The 16,074-nt window shown below is 74.2% G+C and carries 17 protein-coding genes and 1 pseudogene; 9 read left to right on the top strand and 9 right to left on the bottom strand.

Translation table 11 applies throughout. The annotated features are described in order from the left end of the window. Positions 1 to 90: 90 nt before the first annotated feature. From ABD981_RS12070 to ABD981_RS12060, 3 genes are all read left to right on the top strand, one after another. Positions 91 to 612, top strand: coding sequence for a DUF427 domain-containing protein (locus ABD981_RS12070; RefSeq protein ID WP_205628285.1), 522 nt, complete (start codon positions 91 to 93; stop codon positions 610 to 612). A 119-nt stretch (positions 613 to 731) separates the two neighbouring features. Beyond that, on the top strand, positions 732 to 1,169 hold the full coding sequence (locus tag ABD981_RS12065) for an SRPBCC family protein (protein WP_046911019.1): 438 nt from the start codon (positions 732 to 734) through the stop codon (positions 1,167 to 1,169). 61 nt (positions 1,170 to 1,230) lie between these two features. Further along, a complete protein-coding gene (locus ABD981_RS12060; protein ID WP_046911029.1) occupies positions 1,231 to 2,328 on the top strand; it encodes a MerR family transcriptional regulator in 1,098 nt (365 codons plus the stop codon). Between the two features lie 17 nt (positions 2,329 to 2,345). On the opposite strand, the gene ABD981_RS12055 is transcribed toward ABD981_RS12060, so the two are convergent. From ABD981_RS12055 to ABD981_RS12035, 5 genes and pseudogenes are all read right to left on the bottom strand, one after another. Next, positions 2,346 to 3,110 (bottom strand): DUF1295 domain-containing protein, encoded by a 765-nt coding sequence (locus ABD981_RS12055; RefSeq protein ID WP_123955055.1) that lies wholly within the window; start codon positions 3,108 to 3,110, stop codon positions 2,346 to 2,348. A gap of 65 nt (positions 3,111 to 3,175) precedes the next feature. Further along, positions 3,176 to 4,537 (bottom strand): class I SAM-dependent methyltransferase, encoded by a 1,362-nt coding sequence (locus ABD981_RS12050; protein WP_046911017.1) that lies wholly within the window; start codon positions 4,535 to 4,537, stop codon positions 3,176 to 3,178. Beyond that, positions 4,534 to 5,290 (bottom strand): annotated as a pseudogene (locus tag ABD981_RS12045) (DUF1365 domain-containing protein). The gene ABD981_RS12050 and the pseudogene ABD981_RS12045 overlap by 4 nt, the downstream one beginning before the upstream one ends. Continuing rightward, complete coding sequence (locus tag ABD981_RS12040; protein ID WP_046911015.1) at positions 5,287 to 6,543, bottom strand: NAD(P)/FAD-dependent oxidoreductase; 1,257 nt, start codon at positions 6,541 to 6,543, stop codon at positions 5,287 to 5,289. The pseudogene ABD981_RS12045 and the gene ABD981_RS12040 overlap by 4 nt, the downstream one beginning before the upstream one ends. A gap of 248 nt (positions 6,544 to 6,791) precedes the next feature. After that, positions 6,792 to 7,454 (bottom strand): RNA polymerase sigma factor, encoded by a 663-nt coding sequence (locus tag ABD981_RS12035; RefSeq protein ID WP_046911014.1) that lies wholly within the window; start codon positions 7,452 to 7,454, stop codon positions 6,792 to 6,794. A gap of 486 nt (positions 7,455 to 7,940) precedes the next feature. Here ABD981_RS12035 and sigK point away from each other — a divergent pair, with 486 nt between their 5' ends. Together sigK and ABD981_RS12025 are read left to right on the top strand one after the other, a co-directional pair. Further along, on the top strand, positions 7,941 to 8,465 hold the full coding sequence (gene sigK, locus ABD981_RS12030; protein ID WP_046911028.1) for an ECF RNA polymerase sigma factor SigK: 525 nt from the start codon (positions 7,941 to 7,943) through the stop codon (positions 8,463 to 8,465). After that, the gene (locus ABD981_RS12025; protein ID WP_046911013.1) at positions 8,462 to 9,217 is read left to right on the top strand and encodes an anti-sigma factor; all 756 of its coding nucleotides are present in this window, start codon (positions 8,462 to 8,464) and stop codon (positions 9,215 to 9,217) included. Before sigK ends, ABD981_RS12025 begins: the two co-directional genes overlap by 4 nt. 116 nt (positions 9,218 to 9,333) lie before the next feature. Here the strand turns inward: ABD981_RS12025 and ABD981_RS12020 are convergent, their stop codons facing one another. Then, a complete protein-coding gene (locus ABD981_RS12020) occupies positions 9,334 to 10,251 on the bottom strand; it encodes an SDR family oxidoreductase (protein WP_046911012.1) in 918 nt (305 codons plus the stop codon). A gap of 296 nt (positions 10,252 to 10,547) precedes the next feature. Between ABD981_RS12020 and ABD981_RS12015 the strand changes: the two genes are divergently transcribed. Beyond that, the gene (locus tag ABD981_RS12015; protein WP_046911011.1) at positions 10,548 to 12,047 is read left to right on the top strand and encodes a cryptochrome/photolyase family protein; all 1,500 of its coding nucleotides are present in this window, start codon (positions 10,548 to 10,550) and stop codon (positions 12,045 to 12,047) included. Between the two features lie 97 nt (positions 12,048 to 12,144). Here ABD981_RS12015 and ABD981_RS12010 read toward each other — a convergent pair whose 3' ends face one another. Next, positions 12,145 to 12,792 carry a fasciclin domain-containing protein gene (locus ABD981_RS12010; protein WP_046911027.1) on the bottom strand — a complete coding sequence of 216 codons (648 nt, stop codon included), beginning with the start codon at positions 12,790 to 12,792 and terminating at the stop codon, positions 12,145 to 12,147. A gap of 87 nt (positions 12,793 to 12,879) precedes the next feature. Between ABD981_RS12010 and ABD981_RS12005 the strand changes: the two genes are divergently transcribed. From ABD981_RS12005 to ABD981_RS11995, 3 genes are all read left to right on the top strand, one after another. Further along, a complete protein-coding gene (locus tag ABD981_RS12005) occupies positions 12,880 to 13,008 on the top strand; it encodes a hypothetical protein (protein WP_276205608.1) in 129 nt (42 codons plus the stop codon). Between the two features lie 577 nt (positions 13,009 to 13,585). After that, entirely contained in the window at positions 13,586 to 13,951 is a 366-nt protein-coding gene (locus tag ABD981_RS12000) for a helix-turn-helix transcriptional regulator (protein WP_046911010.1), read from the top strand. Between the two features lie 120 nt (positions 13,952 to 14,071). Then, the gene (locus tag ABD981_RS11995; RefSeq protein ID WP_123955051.1) at positions 14,072 to 14,458 is read left to right on the top strand and encodes an STAS domain-containing protein; all 387 of its coding nucleotides are present in this window, start codon (positions 14,072 to 14,074) and stop codon (positions 14,456 to 14,458) included. A gap of 94 nt (positions 14,459 to 14,552) precedes the next feature. On the opposite strand, the gene ABD981_RS11990 is transcribed toward ABD981_RS11995, so the two are convergent. Next, positions 14,553 to 14,819: a GlsB/YeaQ/YmgE family stress response membrane protein gene (locus tag ABD981_RS11990; protein ID WP_046911009.1), complete on the bottom strand. Its 267-nt coding sequence runs from the start codon at positions 14,817 to 14,819 to the stop codon at positions 14,553 to 14,555. Positions 14,820 to 15,010: 191 nt separating this feature from the next. Next, positions 15,011 to 15,844, bottom strand: coding sequence for an SAM-dependent methyltransferase (locus ABD981_RS11985; RefSeq protein WP_046911008.1), 834 nt, complete (start codon positions 15,842 to 15,844; stop codon positions 15,011 to 15,013). Positions 15,845 to 16,074: the final 230 nt, after the last annotated feature.

Raw genomic sequence — 16,074 nt, 5'->3', positions numbered from 1 at the left:
CGCCCCAGCCGGGCGCCCCCCTCGCATCCGCGGACCGGTGCGGGGCGGAAGAACGGGCAGCGGAGCCATGACGAGAGCCGAGGAGGGCCCATGGACGGCGCGGACGAAGCGGCGGACGGCGTCCGGCGGCCCGCTCACCCCGGCGAGCGGCCGACGGAGAGCGTGTGGGACTACCCGCGCCCGCCCCTCCTGGTCGGCGACGACCGCCGCGTGACGGTGACGGTGGACGGCCGGATCGTCGCGGACACCCGCGCCGCCCTGCGGGTCCTGGAGACCAGCCACCCACCGACGTACTACCTGCCCCGCCGCGACGTGCGCGCGGAGTTCCTGCGCCCCCGGCCCGGACGCACCCACTGCGAGTGGAAGGGCGCCGCCTCCTACTGGGACGTCGTCGTCGGCGGGCTCGTCGTCCCCCGCGCCGCGTGGAGCTACGAGGAACCCCTCGGTCCGTACGAGGCGCTCCGCGGCCACCTCGCCTTCTATCCGTCCGCGGTGGGATGCGCGGTCGACGGGGAGCCGGTGACCGCCCAGGACGGCGACTTCTACGGCGGGTGGATCACCCGCGAGATCGAGGGCCCCTTCAAGGGCGGTCCCGGCACGTGGGGCTGGTGAGCCGGACGCCGTCCCCCGCGCGGCCGGATCCTCGGGTGCATCCGGTCCGGGGGCCACGCCGGAAACCAGGACGACCGGTGCCGGAGCGCGGACCGGTGCGAGGCGGAGGAGGCCGTACGGTGATCAGTGTGGAGCGGGTGCTCGTGGTGCGACGGCCCGTATCGGAGGTCATCGCCTACCTGGAGGACTTCACCCGTGCCGAGGAGTGGGACCCCGGCACCGTGCGCTGCGTGCGCCTCGACGACGGGCCCGTGCGGCGGGGCGCCCGGTGGCACAACACGTCCCGGTTCCGGGGCCGGACGACCGAGCTGCGGTACGAACTCCTCGTCCGGGAGCCCTTCCGCCTGGTGTTCCGCGGCGAGAACAAGACCGTGACGGCGCTGGACGACCTGCGGTTCGCCGAGGAGGGCACGGCGACACGGCTGACGTACCGTGCGTCGCTCACCTTCAAGGGCCTCGCACGACTGGCCGCGCCGTTCCTGCGCGGGGAGTTCGAGGGGCTGGCCGACGGCGTGGCCGAGCGCCTTCCCCCGGCGGCCGCGGCCTGGCGTCCCTGACCATGTGCCCCGGCTCCGCACGCACCTGCCCGTCCCGCTCCCGCACCCCCCGGTGGTGACCATGCACGACACCGATCCCGGCATCACCACGGGTGCCCTGGCCCGGCGTCTCGGCGTCTCCCCGACCACCGTGCGTTCCTGGGACCGGCGGTACGGGATCGGCCCGGCCCAGCGCGGGCAGGGACGCCACCGGCGGTGGAGCCGCGCGGACGTGGCGATGCTGGAGGAGATGTGCCGTCTCACGGCCTCCGGCGTCCCGCCGGCCGAGGCGGCGCGGGCCGCCCGGCAGGAGCGCTCCTCACCGGACGCGCGGGACGCCCCCGACGTGCGTGCCGCCGCTCCGGCCCGGGCCCCCGTCACCGCGCAGGCCGCACCCAGAGGGGAAGCCGGACCGGAGGCCGGAGCGGAACCCCGGCCGGCACCGGCGGCGCCCTCCCGGCGGTCGGCTGCCGGCAGCGGACTGCCGCTGGGCGACGTGCGGCAGGAGTGCCGGGGTCTGGCCCGGGCCGCCGTGCGGCTCGACGCGCCCGCCATGGAGGAGCTGCTCCGGGCGGCGCTCGCGGAGTACGGCCTGGTCACCACCTGGGAGGAGATCATGGCGCCGACCCTGCGCGCGGTGGGCCGCAAGTGGGAGTCGTCGGACGACCGTTACGTCGAGGTGGAGCACCTGCTCTCCTGGCACATCTCCACGACGCTGCGGCGGGCCGCCGTCTCCGGACCCGTGGTCACCTCCCAGGCGTCTCCGGTCCTGCTGACGTGCGTCCCTTCGGAGCAGCACACGCTGCCCCTGGAAGCGCTCGCCGCGGGCCTGGCCGAACGCGGGGTGCCGACCAGGATGTTCGGCGCGGCCGTGCCCGCCGAGGCCCTCGACGCGGCGGTCAGGCACTCGGGGCCCGCCGCCGTCGTCCTCTGGTCCCAATCCCGGTCCACCGCCAACCCCGGCCTCGCCCAGCACATCGCGCGGGCGGCGTTCGGGGTGCGGGGAGCGCGCACCTCGCCCCAGGTCCTCCTCGCGGGCCCCGGCTGGCCCGGCCGGACGCCCGTGCCCGGCACGGTACGTCCCACCGGGCTGCGCGAGGCCCTCGCCCTGATCTCCCGGCTGTACGGGGAGGGCGAGGGCGCCGAGGGGGTCGGCGGGGCCATCGGGACCGGCTCGTGACGCCGGCCCCGGGCGGCTCAGGGACGGGGCGGCCCCGGCGTCCCCGGCCGCCGCGGGCGGGGCGGCAGGGGGACGAAGCCGCTCGTCCGGGCCCGGTACTCCGCGTAGCCCGGCCGGTCCCGCATGTGGGCCTCCAGGAGCCGTTTGCCGCTGCCCCAGATGAGGAGGCCGCTCATGACGAGCGGGGAGACCAGGGAGAGCAGGGCGGTCTGCCAGGTGGCGCAGGCCGTCAGGTACAGCCCCCACCACACCAGGAAGTCACCGAAGTAGTTCGGGTGACGGGTCCAGCTCCACAGGCCCCGGTCCATGACGCGCCCCCGGTTGGCCGGGTCCGACTTGAAGCGGGCGAGCTGGTGGTCCCCCACCGCCTCGCAGGCGACTCCGGCCGCCCAGACGGCGAGCCCCAGGTACAAGGTCGCGTCCGGTGGCCGGGGCGTCAGGACCGCGAACTGGACGGGCAGCGAGACCAGCCAGACGAGGGCGCCCTGGAGCAGGTACACCTTCCCCAAGGCGTAGAGGGCGGGGTTGCCGCGGGCGCGGGCGAGCATGCGCGCGTACCGGGGGTCCTCCCCGTGGCCGCGCCCCCGGCGGGCGATGTGGGCGGCGAGCCGCAGTCCCCAGACGACGGTCGCGAGCGCGACGAGGCTCCGCCGGACGTCGTCGCCGTGGCCGTCCGCCAGGAACCAGGACACCGACGCGACGGCGGCGAAGGCGATGCCCCAGGCGACGTCGACGATTCGGTGCAGCCGCCGGGCGGTGCCGACGGCGAAGGCCACCAGCATGACGACGAGGGCGGCGGCGGCCGAGGCGGCCAGGACGGAGCCGAGCGCCGTGGTGTCGACGGGGCTCACGGCGTCTCCCCGTACCGGTCGGCCGAGGAGGAAGAGGAGGAGGCCGAGCCCGTGTCGTCGGCGACGAGCCGGAGCTGGCGGACGTCGAGGTAGTGGGCGCGGAACCCGGCCTCGGACCAGGCGAGGTAGAACTCCCACATGCGGCGGAAGATCCGGTCGAAGCCGAGGGCCTCGACGGCCGCCTCCTCGTGCCGGAAGCGGGCGCGCCACTGGCGGAGGGTCTCCGCGTAGTGGCCGCCGAAGCCGGTGTCGTGGGTGATGCGCAGTCCGGCGGCGGCGGACTCGCGGGCGATGGCCTCCGGCGAGGGGATGAGGCCGCCGGGGAAGACGTACTTGCTGATCCAGGTGTGGGTGCGGGCGGTCGCGAGCATCCGTTCGTGCGGCATCGTGATGGCCTGGAGCGCGACCCGGCCGCCGGGGGCGAGGAGGCGGCGGAGCGCGGCGAAGTAGTCGGGCCAGAACTCGGCGCCGACGGCCTCGATCATCTCGACGCTGACGACGGCGTCGTACCGGCCCCGTACGGCCCGGTAGTCGAGGAGTTCGACGGTCACGCGGTCGGCGAAGCCGGCCCGGGCGACGCGGTCCCGCGCGAGGGCGAGCTGCTCCTCGGAGAGCGTGACGGTGCGGACTCGGGCCCCGCGGGCCGCGGCGCGGATCGCGAGTTCGCCCCAGCCGGTGCCGATCTCCAGGAGCTCGGTGCCCGGGCCGGTCTCCGCCAGGTCGAGGAGCCGGTCGATCTTGCGGTGCTGGGCGGCGGTGAAGGCCGCGTCGGAGAGGACCCCGGAGGCGCTGGGGAGGGGGTCGAAGACGGCCGACGAGTAGCTGAGTCCGGGGTCGAGGAAGAGGGCGAAGAGCTCATTGGAGAGGTCGTAGTGACGGCGGATGTTCTCGCGGGACCCGTCGGGGGTGTTGAGGTCGGCGCGCGGCCTGCGCCGCACCCAGGCTCCCCTGAGGCGGTGCAGCGGGGCGGGGACGAGCTCGTCGACGTGACGGGCGAGGACGGTGAGGACGCCCACGAGGTCGTCGGCGTCCCACTCGCCGGCCATGTACGACTCCCCGAAGCCGATCAGCCCGTCCGAGGCGATCCGCCGGTGGAATGCCTCGGGGTCGTGCAGCGTGAGCGTCGGTGCGGCGCCGGCGTCGCCGTCCCGCGGCGCCGGGACGGCGGTGGTGCCGCCGGCCGTCTCGGTCCGCAGGGGCAGCCGGGCGAGCGCGCGTCCGATGATGCGGCGCGCCACGGCGGTGCGCACGGCGGAGGCGTGCGGGGCGCGGGCGACGTCCGGCCAGCGGTCGGGGTCGACCTCGACGCGGCCCCCGCGGACGTCGTGGGTGGCGGGCAGTGGGGACGAGAGGGTCACGGGGTGCCTTCCTGCGGGGTGGGGATGGTGCGGGGCCGGACGCGGAGGCCCTTGAGGTAGAGGTGGACGCCATGGCGGCGGATGCCGAGGGAGACGGCCGCCGTCGACCAGGGGTGGCGGAGCGCGGCCGCCAGGAGGCCACGGGGGCCGGCGGGCCGCCGGGTGCCGCGGACGGTGGCGGTCAGGGGGCGGCTGCCGTCGGTGTGGCGGAGCTGGACGGTCAGGTCGAGGCGGTCGCCGGGGGAGCGGCAGCCGCATCCGGTAGGTGCCCGCGACGTCCAGGAACGGCGAGACGTAGAAGTCCTTGGCCGTCTCGGCGCGGCCTCGCTCGTCGGTGCGCAGCAGGTACGTGTGCCGTCCGCCGTACGTGTTGTGCACCTCGGCCACGACGCAGACCAGCCGGCCGGCACGGTCGTGGCACCAGTAGAGGGTGAGCGGGTTGAAGACGTGTCCGAGCACCCGCGCGTGGGCGAGCATCAGCACCCGGCCGTCCGCGTCGTGGACGCCGTGCGCGGCCAGGCGGGCGTCGAGCCCGGCCCGGAGGGAGGGGGCGTCGCCGTCGAAGTGGTCGGCCGGGTCGAAGCGGGCGAGCGGCCGGAGCGGACGGGGCAGGAGCGGCGGGTCGTCGAGGTCGACCAGCCACATGTAGGTGCGGTGCCGGAGCCTGTGCCGGAGCGGGGTGACGCGGGTGTGCGCGATCTCCGTCTCGTACAGGGCCGGTACGAGGGGCGGTATCGGGGCGGTCGTCTTCATGTCCGGGCTCCCAGGTGACGGGCGGCCTCGACACCCGAGCGGCAGCCGTCCTCGTGGAAGCCCCAGCCGTGGTACGCGCCGGCGTAGGCGGTGACGGGCGTGCGCAGGGTCGGCAGCAGCCGCTGGGCGGCCACCGACTCCGGGGTGTAGACGGGGTGTTCGTACGTCATGCGGGACAGCACCGTCGAGGGGTCGACGCGGTCGCCGGGGTTGAGGGTGACGACGTGCGGCTCGCGGGTGCGGAGCCGCTGGAGCCGGTTCATGTCGTAGCTGACCTGCACGGAGCCCGGGCGGGCGGTGCAGGACGGCAGGAGGTAGTTCCAGGAGGCCCGGGCGTGGGGCGAGCGCGGCAGCAGGCTCGTGTCGCGGTGCAGGACGGTCGGGTTGCGGGAGTACGTGAACGCGCCGAGGACCCGCCGTTCCTGCTCGGTGGGGTCGGCGAGCAGCCGCAGGGCCTGGTCGGGGTGGACCGCGAGGACGACGGCGGCGTGTTCGGCCGACGCGCCGTCCGTGGTGACGACCGTGGCGCGGCCGTCTCCCCGGGTCACGGCGCGCACCGCGGTGTCGATCCGTACGGAGGGGATCGACTTGGCGAGGCGTTCGACGTATGCGGCGGAGCCACCGGTGACGGTCTTCCACTGGGGGGATCCGGTCACGGAGAGGAGCCCGTGGTGGTCGAGGAAGCGGAAGAGGTACACGGCCGGGTAGCGCAGCGCCGTGTCGGGGGCGCAGGACCAGACGGAGGAGACGAGCGGGATCGCGAAGTGGCTGACGAAGTGGGCGGAGAAGCGGTGGGCGCGGAGGAAACCGCCGAGCGTGAGGGTCATGTCGTCGGCGGCGAGCAGGCCGCGGGCGGCACGGTGGAACCGGGGCACGTGGGCGAGGGTCAGCAGGTGCTCGCGCCGCCGGACGTTGCCCCCGCCGAGCAGGCCGCGGAGACCGCGCGCGCCCGCGTACTCCAGGCCGCAGCCGTCGCAGCGCACGGACATGCTCATCTCGGCGTCCTGCGTGGCGACGTCCAACTCGCGGAAGAGACGCAGGAGCTGGGGGTAGGTGCGTTCGTTGTGGACGATGAAGCCGGTGTCCACGCGGACCGTCCCGCCCTCCGCGGCGGGCAGTTCGTGGGTGTGCGCGTGGCCGCCGAGCCGGTCGTCCGCCTCGTACAGCACCACGTCGTGCGTCCGGGACAGGTAGTGGGCGGCGGTGAGGCCCGCCACCCCCGCCCCCACCACGGCGACGCTGCGTCCGTTCATCGTTCCCCATCCCCTTGTGTGCGGCGCTCCCGCGCGGGGGCGCCGCCGTGTCGTGTGCTGTGCCCGTTCGTCGGACGGTCGGGCCGTGAAGTGGTTCGGAGCCGTCGGCCGCCCGGATGGGTCGGACCGTGAGCGGATCCGGGACCGGGTCCGGGACCGCGTCGACGGCACGTCGGGGCCCGGTTCGGCCGGGAGCTCGGCCGGACCTTCCGGCGGGTCGGCCGTGAACGGCTGACGTGACCGGTCGGTCAGCGGCCCATGCCGGCGCCGGCCAGTTCGAGGCTGCGCCGCATGCGCTGGAGACCGCGGCGGGCGTGGCTCTTGACCGTGCCGAGCGGCATGCCGGTCCGGTCGGCGATCTGGGTCTGGGTCAGGTCCGCGAAGAAGGCGAGTTCGAGGACGTCCCGCTGCACGTGCGGCAGCCGGGACAGCTCCTCGGTGACGACCAGCCGGTCGAGGACGCGCTCGGGCTCGTCGTGCGACTGGCTCTCGCGCTCCAGGGACGCGCCGAGGCTCGCGGCGAGTTCGATCCGCCGCGTGCGGGCGGTCAGGGCGTCGGCGATCTTGCGCCGGGCGATGCCGGTGATCCAGGCGGGCAGACTGCCCCGTTCGGGACGGAAGTTGGCCCGGCCGCGCCAGGCGGCGACGAACACCTGCTGGGTGACGTCCTCCGCCTCCCGGGGGTCACCCAGGGCGCGGGCCGCGAGGGTCTGCACCAGGCGGCCCCAGCGCTGGTAGGCGACGGCCAGGCAGTGCTCGTCGCCGTCGACCAGGCCCCGGGCGATCCGGTCGTCGGTTGCGGTGTCGTCGGCGGCACCGACGGGGGTGGTGGTGTCCGTGGCGGTGTCCGTGTGGACGACTGTCGTGGGAGGGGCGGGGGCAGTGGCTCCGGTCGGCCGGGGTGCGGTCATGGCACTTCCTCCTCCAGGTGGTGGCTCGGGCGTCCCACCGGGTACGCCGCGCGCGCTTCGCGAGCGGCTGGTCCGGGACCTCGATGACCCCGTGGCATCACGTTCCGCCCGGCACCTCACCGGCCACAACTCGCATCGTTTACGCATCGGAATTCTTCGCATATCGATGCACGCGAGGAACCTCGCAGCTCAGGCGGCGTCACCGCGGCGTCACCGCGACGAGATCGTGACCTTCGGAGCCCATCCGGCGGGGCATCCGCGCCGAAGTAACGCCGGGGAGCTTCCCGCACGCTCTCCGCCGGGCTGCCGAAAGGGCGGACGCCGGCCCGCCGAACCGCGAAGGACCAGCATGCGATGGCTCCCCACTCCGAGGACGACCCCTCCGGGCGGCTCCGTCCCCTCCCGACGTCGAGGGCCGGCAAGGTGACCCGGCCGCTCCCTTCCGGAGCTGCCGAAACCGACGCGCGGGGCGGCCTGGCGGACGTGATGCGGGAGGTCGCCAGGGGCGACAGGCAGGCGTTCTCCACGCTCTACGACGCCCTCTCCCCGCTGGTCTTCGGCATCGTCCTGCGCGTGGTGCGCGACCGGGCCCAGTCCGAGGAGGTCACCCAGGAGGTCATGATCGAGCTGTGGCGCCAGGCCGCCCGGTACGAGCCGACGGCCGGAAGCGTGACGACCTGGGCGGCGACGATCGCCCACCGGCGGGCCGTCGACCGCGTGCGCTCGGCCCAGGCCGCGTACGACCGGGAGCAGGCCCAGGCGGCGCGGGAGCACACCACCGCCTTCGACGAGGTCGCCGAGCAGGTGGAGACCCGGCTGGAGAGCGAGCGGGTACGCCGTTGCCTGCGCGGACTGACCGAACTCCAGCGCGAGGCCGTGACCCTCGCCTACTACCAGGGCCTGACCTATCGCGAGGTCGCCCAGAGCCTGGGGACCCCGCTTCCGACCGTCAAGACACGCATGCGCGACGGACTGATCCGCCTCCGCGACTGCATGGGGGTGACCTCGTGACCCGGCAGCACCACTCCGACCTCCACGCGCTGACGGCCGCGTACGCCCTGCACGCCCTCGACCCCGTGGAACGGGACGGGTTCGCCACCCACCTCACGCACTGCGAGGACTGCCGCAGGGAGGTGAGCGGATTCGAGGCGACCGCCGCGCGGCTCGCGGCCTCCGTCGGCCGGACGCCGCCGGAGCCCCTCAAGCGGCGGACGCTCGCCGCCGTCGAGGGCGTACGCCAGCTGCCGCCCCACGTGCGGGCCGTCGGCCCGACGGCGGGCCTGACCCGGTCGGTCAGGCGCAGGGCGGTCCCGCTCGCGCTCGCCGCGAGCCTGGCCGCCGCCGCGTCCTTCGCCGGCCTCGCCGCCTGGCAGCACGTGCAGAACGAGGACGCCCGGCAGCAGGCCCGGCAGGCCCAGGAACGACTGGAGGCCGTGAGCGGGGTGCTGGCCGCGCCCGACGCGCGGACCGTGCACGGGCGGACCACCAACGGCGCGGTGACCACGGTCGTCTCGTCGGGCCGGCAGAACCGGGCGGTGTTCACGGCCACCGGGCTTCCGGTCCCGGCGGAGGGCCACACGTACCAGCTGTGGCTCGACCACGAGGGAACCATGCGGCCCGCCGGGTTCATCGACGCCGACGGCACGGTCCTCCTCGACGGCGACCCGGCAGACGCGACGGGCGTGGGGCTCACCCTCGAACCGGCAGGGGGGTCGGTGCGGCCCACCACCCGGCCCCTGCTCCTGCTGGCCCTCCCGGCCTGACCCCCTCCCCCGTCGGGTCGGACGCCCGAGCCCCGAGGACGGCACGAACCGACGCTCCGCCTCGGCCCGAGAGGGCCGGGCCGGAGCGCCGGCCGGGCGGGGCCCTCCGGTCCCGGTCACTCGCCTCGGCCGGGACGGCTCGCCGCCCGGGCGGCCGAGCGGTCGATCAGCTTCTCCTCGATGTGGCCGCCCGTGCCGAGCAGACCGGTCTGCTCGAACGAGTTCTCCCTCAGGAGCCGGGGAAGCTCGCGGCGGGAGAGCAGGTCCACCGCCAGGGGGAAGAACGGCCGCCCGGCCTGGGCGAGCCGGAGCCAGGGAGGGGCGTAGACGGAGGCACGGCGCCGCTCGATCCCCCGCACCAGCCAGGACGCGACCTGGTCCACCGGATACACGCGGCGGGCGGGGGCGGGCATGTGCCCGCGGAGTTCGCGCAGGACCGTGTGACGGTCGACGTCGCGGACCATGTCCGTATCGGTCCAGTGCAGGTAGGCCACGCCCACGCCGACGCCCAGGTGGGCCACCTCGGCCCTCAGGGAGCGGGCGAACGCCTCGGCGCCCGCCTTGGACGCGCAGTACGCGCTCATCATCGGGGCCGCGCCGAAGGCGGCGGTGGAGGCGACCTGGAGGAAGTACCCGCGGGTGGCCCGCAGCCCCGGCAGGAAGGCGCGCGCGGTGATCGCGCTGCCGACCAGGTTGACCTCCACGACCCGGCGCCAGGTGTCGGGGTCGGAGCTCTCGAAGGGGCCGCCCTCCGCGACGCCCGCGTTGGCGATGACGACCGACGGCGGGCCGAGGATCCGCGTCACCTCCTCGGCGGCCCGCTCCATGCCCGAGTCGTCGGTGACGTCGACCTCCACGATGTGGGTCTCGGTGCCGAGCGTCTCGGCCACGGCGGCGAGCCTGGAATGCTCCCGCCCCAGGAGGGCCACGCGCATGCCGCGCGCGGCCAGCAGTCGCGCCAGGCCGGCGCCCAGCCCTCGGGCGGCGCCGGTGATGACCACGACACGGCCTCGGGGTTCCGGGGAACGATGCATGAGGGCCTCCGATGAGGAGAGGGGGCTGGTGCCGGGACCGACGTCTCGCCACGTGCCCTGAGTACTTCGCGGGACACCCGCACGGCGGATGCGGGGCCGGTGACCTCGCGGCTGTCCCACCCGATCGGACCGCATCCGGCCGAGGCGCCGGGATCGAATCCCCTGCTGAGCGCTCGGGCCCCGGGTGACCGCGCCGCCCCGCGCCCGACGCGGGAGGGACGGACCGGGGATGAGGACGGACGAGGGATGAGGCGGACCACGGATGAAGGCGGACCACGGATGAGGACGGACCACGGATGACCGACGCGCACTGGCTCTTCGGGGACCAGCTCGGCCCCTCCTTCCTGGAACCCGGCGACCGCGGCCCGGCCCGCGACGCCCCCGTGGTGCTGATCGAGGCCCGGTCCGTCTTCCGCCGCCGCCGCTTCCACCGGGCCAAGGCCCACCTGGTCCTGTCGGCCATGCGGCACCGCGCCGCCGAACTCGGTGACCGGGTGACGTACGTACGGGCGGACACCTACGCGGAGGGACTGCGGAAGGCCGTGGGCGACGGCCGGGTGACGGTGCACCACCCGACCTCGCGGGCCGCGCTGCGTCTCGTCCGCTCGCTCGGCAACGTGACCGTGCTGCCGCCGCGCGGGTTCCTGGTGAGCCCCGAGCAGTTCGCCGCGTGGGCGGACGGCCAGCGCACGCTCCGCATGGAGAACTTCTACCGGCACGTCCGGCGGGACCACGACTTCCTGATGGAGGGCGGCGAACCGGCCGGCGGCACCTGGAACCTCGACCACGAGAACCGCCGCCCACCACCGCGCGGAGCCCGCACACTGGGCGCCCCCGCGCCGTACCGCCCACGTGAGGACGCGATCGACGAGGAGGTCCGGAACGACCTCGACCGCTGGGAACGCGACGGAGACGTCTCCTTCGTGGGCCGCGACGGCCCCCGGATGTTCCCGGCCGACCGACGGCAGGCGCTCGCCGCCCTGCGGCGCTTCCTGGACCACCGGCTCGCCGGTTTCGGCGCCTACGAGGACGCCGTGCTCGCCGCCGACGGCACCATGAGCCACAGCCTGTTGTCGACCTCCCTCAACCTGGGCCTGCTCGACCCGGCCGAGTGCGTCGAGGGGGCGCAGGCCGTCTGGCGGGCGGGCGGCGCCCCGCTGAACTCGGTGGAGGGGTTCGTCCGGCAGGTCGCCGGCTGGCGCGAGTACGTGTGGCACCTCTACTGGTACTTCGGCGAGGAGTACCGCACGAGCAACGCCCTCGGGCACACCGCCGCACTCCCCCGCTGGTGGCAGGAGCTGGACGCGGACGCGGTGTCGGCCCGGTGCCTGGCGACGGCGCTGCGCCAGGTCCGGGACACGGGCTGGACCCACCACATCCCCCGCCTGATGGTCCTGGGCAGCTACGCGCTCCAGCGCGGCTGGGACCCGGCCGCCGTCACCGACTGGTTCCACCGCAGCTTCGTCGACGGCTACGACTGGGTCATGCTGCCCAACGTCGTCGGCATGTCGCAGTACGCGGACGGCGGCCGCATGACGACCAAGCCCTACACCTCGGGGGGCGCCTACATAGACCGCATGAGCGACCTCTGCGGGCCCTGCCCCTACCGCCCGGACCGACGGGTCGGCGAGGAGGCGTGCCCGTTCACGGCCGGGTACTGGGCCTTCCTCCACCGGCACCGCGACCGCCTCGCCCGCAACCACCGCATGGCGCAGCCGGTACGGGGCCTCGACCGGCTGCGGGATCTGCCCGGCCTCCTGGAGCAGGAGCGGGGGCGGGGGGCGGGGCCGCCCTGAGCGGGCGGGATGCCGGACCCGGGAACCCCGGGTCCGGCATCCCGCCCCGGGGTCCCGGCCCTCCCACCGCCGGCCGTCCCCCGCCCCGTGCTCGGGATTACTTCGGCATCAGGACGGTGTCGATGATGTAGACGTTGGCGTTGGAGGTCTTCACGTTGCCGCAGACCACCTTCGCGGTGTCGTTGACGGTGTAGTCCTCGCCGGAGCCCTTCGTTGTGATCATGCCCTTCTGGAGGGTCTCGAAGGAGCCGTTCTCGAGCTGCTTCGGGGTGAGCTTCTGGCCCACGACGTGATAGGTGAGGATCTTGGTGAGGGTGGCCTTGTCGGCCAGGACCTTGTCGAGGTCGGCCTTGGGGATCTTGGCGAAGGCCTCGTTCGTCGGCGCGAAGACGGTGATGTCCTGGGCGTTGTTGAGGGTGTCGACCAGGCCCGCCTGCTTGACCGCCGCCACCAGCGTCGACAGGGCCGGGTTGTTCGACGCGGCGGTGGCCACGGGGTCCTTGGCCATGCCCTCGAAGGAGCCCGCGCCGTCCTTCGGGACGCCGGCGCAGGCGGGGCCGAAGGGCTGGTCGCCCGTGATCGGGTCCTTGGTGGGCGTCGCGCCGGTCTGCGCCTCGTTGCCCGCCGCGCTCGGCGGTGCGGCCGTGTCGCCCGCGTCGGAGCCGGAACAGGCGGCCAGGGAGAAGGGCAACAGGACCGCCGCGGCGACGGCGACGGCGGTACGGCGGGTCTTGGTGCTGATCATGATCGGCTGCTCCTTGAGCGAGGCGTTTCGGATGTACGGGTGGGTGGTGGTGCTCCCGGTGCGGCCCTGGGCCGTCCGGTGGTCGAGGTGACGGTCACGAAGGCGCTGTGCGGGCCGCTCGCTCCGTCGGGGATGGCGCGGGTGCCGCCGCTCGGCCCGGACCCGGCCGGCGCCGTCGGTGACGCGGACGGCGGTGTGGCGTCCGCCGGGCGGTGACGTGGCTGCCCAGCGCACCGGCCGCGGTGAGGAAGGCGCGCCGGTCCCATCCGGCGACGCAGGTCCCCACGCCCGCGTCGGCCGGTACGGGGGCGGGTGCTGCTTGCGCGGCGAGCAGAAACGGAGCGGCCGCCCCCGGAAGCGCTCCGACGGCGGAGGGGGGCGCATCACCGATGCGGGCGGAGTCCTTGACCGCAGCGGGCGTGCGGTCGGTCACCGCACCGCCGGCCATGGTCACCGGCCCCGCCGCGGACCGGGCCGGCCCGGTCCGGCCACGGCCGGAGCCGTGAAGGCCGCGAGGAGACCGGCCGACGCGCCGAAGACGGCACGGAGGAGATCGCTGCGGAAGTTGCTCACGCCCGGTATTCGGCAGCCACCGCCCGACGGATGGGCCCATCCTCCGAACGAGTGTCACCGCACTGCCCTGTTGACCCGAGGCCGCCGCGCCGACAGGCGCCCGAAGCGGCCCGGACCCGATCGCCGAGGGAGCGCGATCGCCGAGGGCGGACGATCGCGCTTACCTGCATGCCGATTCAGGTCTGGTGAAGCCGGATTCGCGAATCGTATAATTTCGGACATGGAGCCGGTGGAGCCACGCACCAGCTGGACGTTCGTCACTCAGCACGCCCGGATCCTCGCCATGATCCTGCGCGATCCGGAGATCCGGGTGCGGGACCTCGCCACGGAGTGCCGGCTCACCGAGCGCGCCACCCAGGCCATCGTCACGGATCTGGAGACCGCCGGTTACCTCACCCGGGAGCGTCACGGCCGCCGGAACCACTACGAGGTGACGCCGGGGACACTGTTCCGCCATCCGGCTGAGGGCCGTCACGAGATCGCTCAGCTGCTGCGCCTGCTGGTCGACCTCGACCGGGTGGCCGAAACGGATCCCCGCCCCGCCGGGGACGACGGTGACCGGCATGAACGCCCACCACCCGGCTGACCCGTACGGTGGGACGGCGTCGCCCGCTCACTCACGGCTCCTTGTGCCCGCCGCCCTTCGGGCCGGGTCCGGGTGGACGCCCTCGGGGTTCCGTGTCCCGCATGAAGGGAGTACATCGTCATGACTGGCGAGGACCGCACCGGCCAGGTCGCCTGCACGCGCACGGACGACGGCCACTCCTTCTACCGAGGTCCCGGCGACGCCGACGTGTTCCGGCAGCCGACAGGCCCGGACGGCACCGCCCGGGTGCGGGCCAGCGGAGAGTTCGACATGGAGTCCGTGTCGGGCCTGGTGCAAGCCCTGGCGGACGCCCGCGACGAGGGCGCGACCCGGGTCATGCTCGACCTGAGCGGGGTCACCTTCGGCGACTCGACCTTTCTCAACGTGCTCATCCGGACCCATCGCAGCGGGGAGCTCGTCCTGGTCGGCGACTCCCCCCGCCATCTGCGGAAGCTCTTCGAACTCACCGGCACCGAGCACCTCTTCCGGCACGTCCGGACATCGTGAGCGACCCCGGCACGACGGAAGTCCCCGATCGTGCCGACCGGGGACTCCCGTCTGCTGCGACGGGCCGCCGTCATGGCGACCACCCGACCACCGGTCAGTGCGAACTCCGGCCGGTGAAGAGGCGGTACAGCAGGAGCACGATCACCGAGCCGACGATCGCGGCGATCCATGTGGACAGGTGGAAGAAGCCGTTGATCGAGTGGACGCCGAAGATCACCTTGCCGAGCCAGCCGCCGAGCAGACCGCCGACGATGCCGATGAGCATCGTGACGAGGCAGCCGCCCGGGTCCCTGCCGGGCGTGAGTGCCTTGGCGATGGCGCCCGCGATCAGGCCGATGAGAATCCAGGCGATGATGCCCACGGTGTGCGTCCTTTGCTGTAGGCGTGCGCCCGACGTGATGTCCGCCGGGCTTGGCGTCCGCCGGTCCCTCCGTGCGGGTGACCGGCTTCGTACGCATATCCGTTCACAGCGACTTCACACCCGGACCGAAGTCCCTGTACCGGCGCCCCGCGCCGACGGCCGGCCCGCGGTGCCGGCTCGTTCCCCGCAGCCTACGGCTTGCGCCCGATGCCGCCGGCGATGCTGCGCTGGGCCGCGTTCAGCTCCCTGAGGTGCGGCCCGTCCGGCCACCAGTCGGCGCAGCGGACCAGACCCGGAGGGAGCATGTCGAGGCCGTCGAAGAGTTCCTGGAGCTCGGCCCGGGTGGAGAAGGTGCCACTGCCCATCATGCTGTGCAGGAACAGCTCCTCCATCTTGCGGGCGGTCGCGCTGTACTCGTCCTGCGGATCCAGGAAGTGACTGATCACCACGTACGAGCCGGAGGGCAGCGCGTCGACGTAGGCGCGCATGATGTCCTTGCGCGTACGGGTCGCCTCGCCGTTGTAGTGGTGCAGCGTGCCCAGCTGCAGCAGCGCGATCGGCTCGCTCCAGTCGAGCGTGGACCGCACGGTGTCGTCGGCCAGGAGTCGCTCCGGCTCGAAGATGTCCTCGGCGACGAAGACCGCGTTCTCGTTCCCTTCCAGCAGCGCCCGCGCGTGGGCCGGCACCGTCGGGTCGTTGTCCACGTAGACCACGCGTGACCCGGGATCGATCCGCTGCACGACCTGGTGCACGTTCTCCGCTGTCGGCAGGCCGGACCCGCAGTCCAGGTACTGTGTCACGCCGGTCTGCCGGGCCAGGAACCGGCAGGCCCGGATCAGGAAGTTCCGGTTCTCCACGGCCAGGTCACGCGCTTCCGGAGCGGCCTTCAGGACGCCTCGCACCACTTGACGGTCCGACTCGTAGTTGTCCGTCCCGTTGAGGAACGCGTCGTACACCCTGGCGATGCTCGGCTTCGTCGGATCGATGGACGCGGGAGCGGAGTCGTCGGACGTCGCACGGTACACGGGGCCTCACAGGCGGCTTCGAGGGCGGAACGGGCGTCGCCGCACGGCACGGAGCCGACGTCACGGCGCCACGCGCTGACGGATGGTCTGCATCGACCGACCGAACCTATTGCGGCGAGACCGCCGGCCGGGCCCGCGACGGCCGGTACGGCGCACATCCCACCCGATCGTGCGACCCCCGCCGACGCGCCACCGTGGGCGGCGCCGTCGGTGGCGCGTCGGCCTCGGGG

The sequence above is a fragment of the Streptomyces showdoensis genome (assembly GCF_039535475.1).
In the GTDB taxonomy this organism is placed as follows: Bacteria; Actinomycetota; Actinomycetes; order Streptomycetales; family Streptomycetaceae; genus Streptomyces; species Streptomyces showdoensis.
Note: the sequence above shows the minus strand (reverse complement) of the source record. Positions and strands in the feature narration are given on the sequence as shown.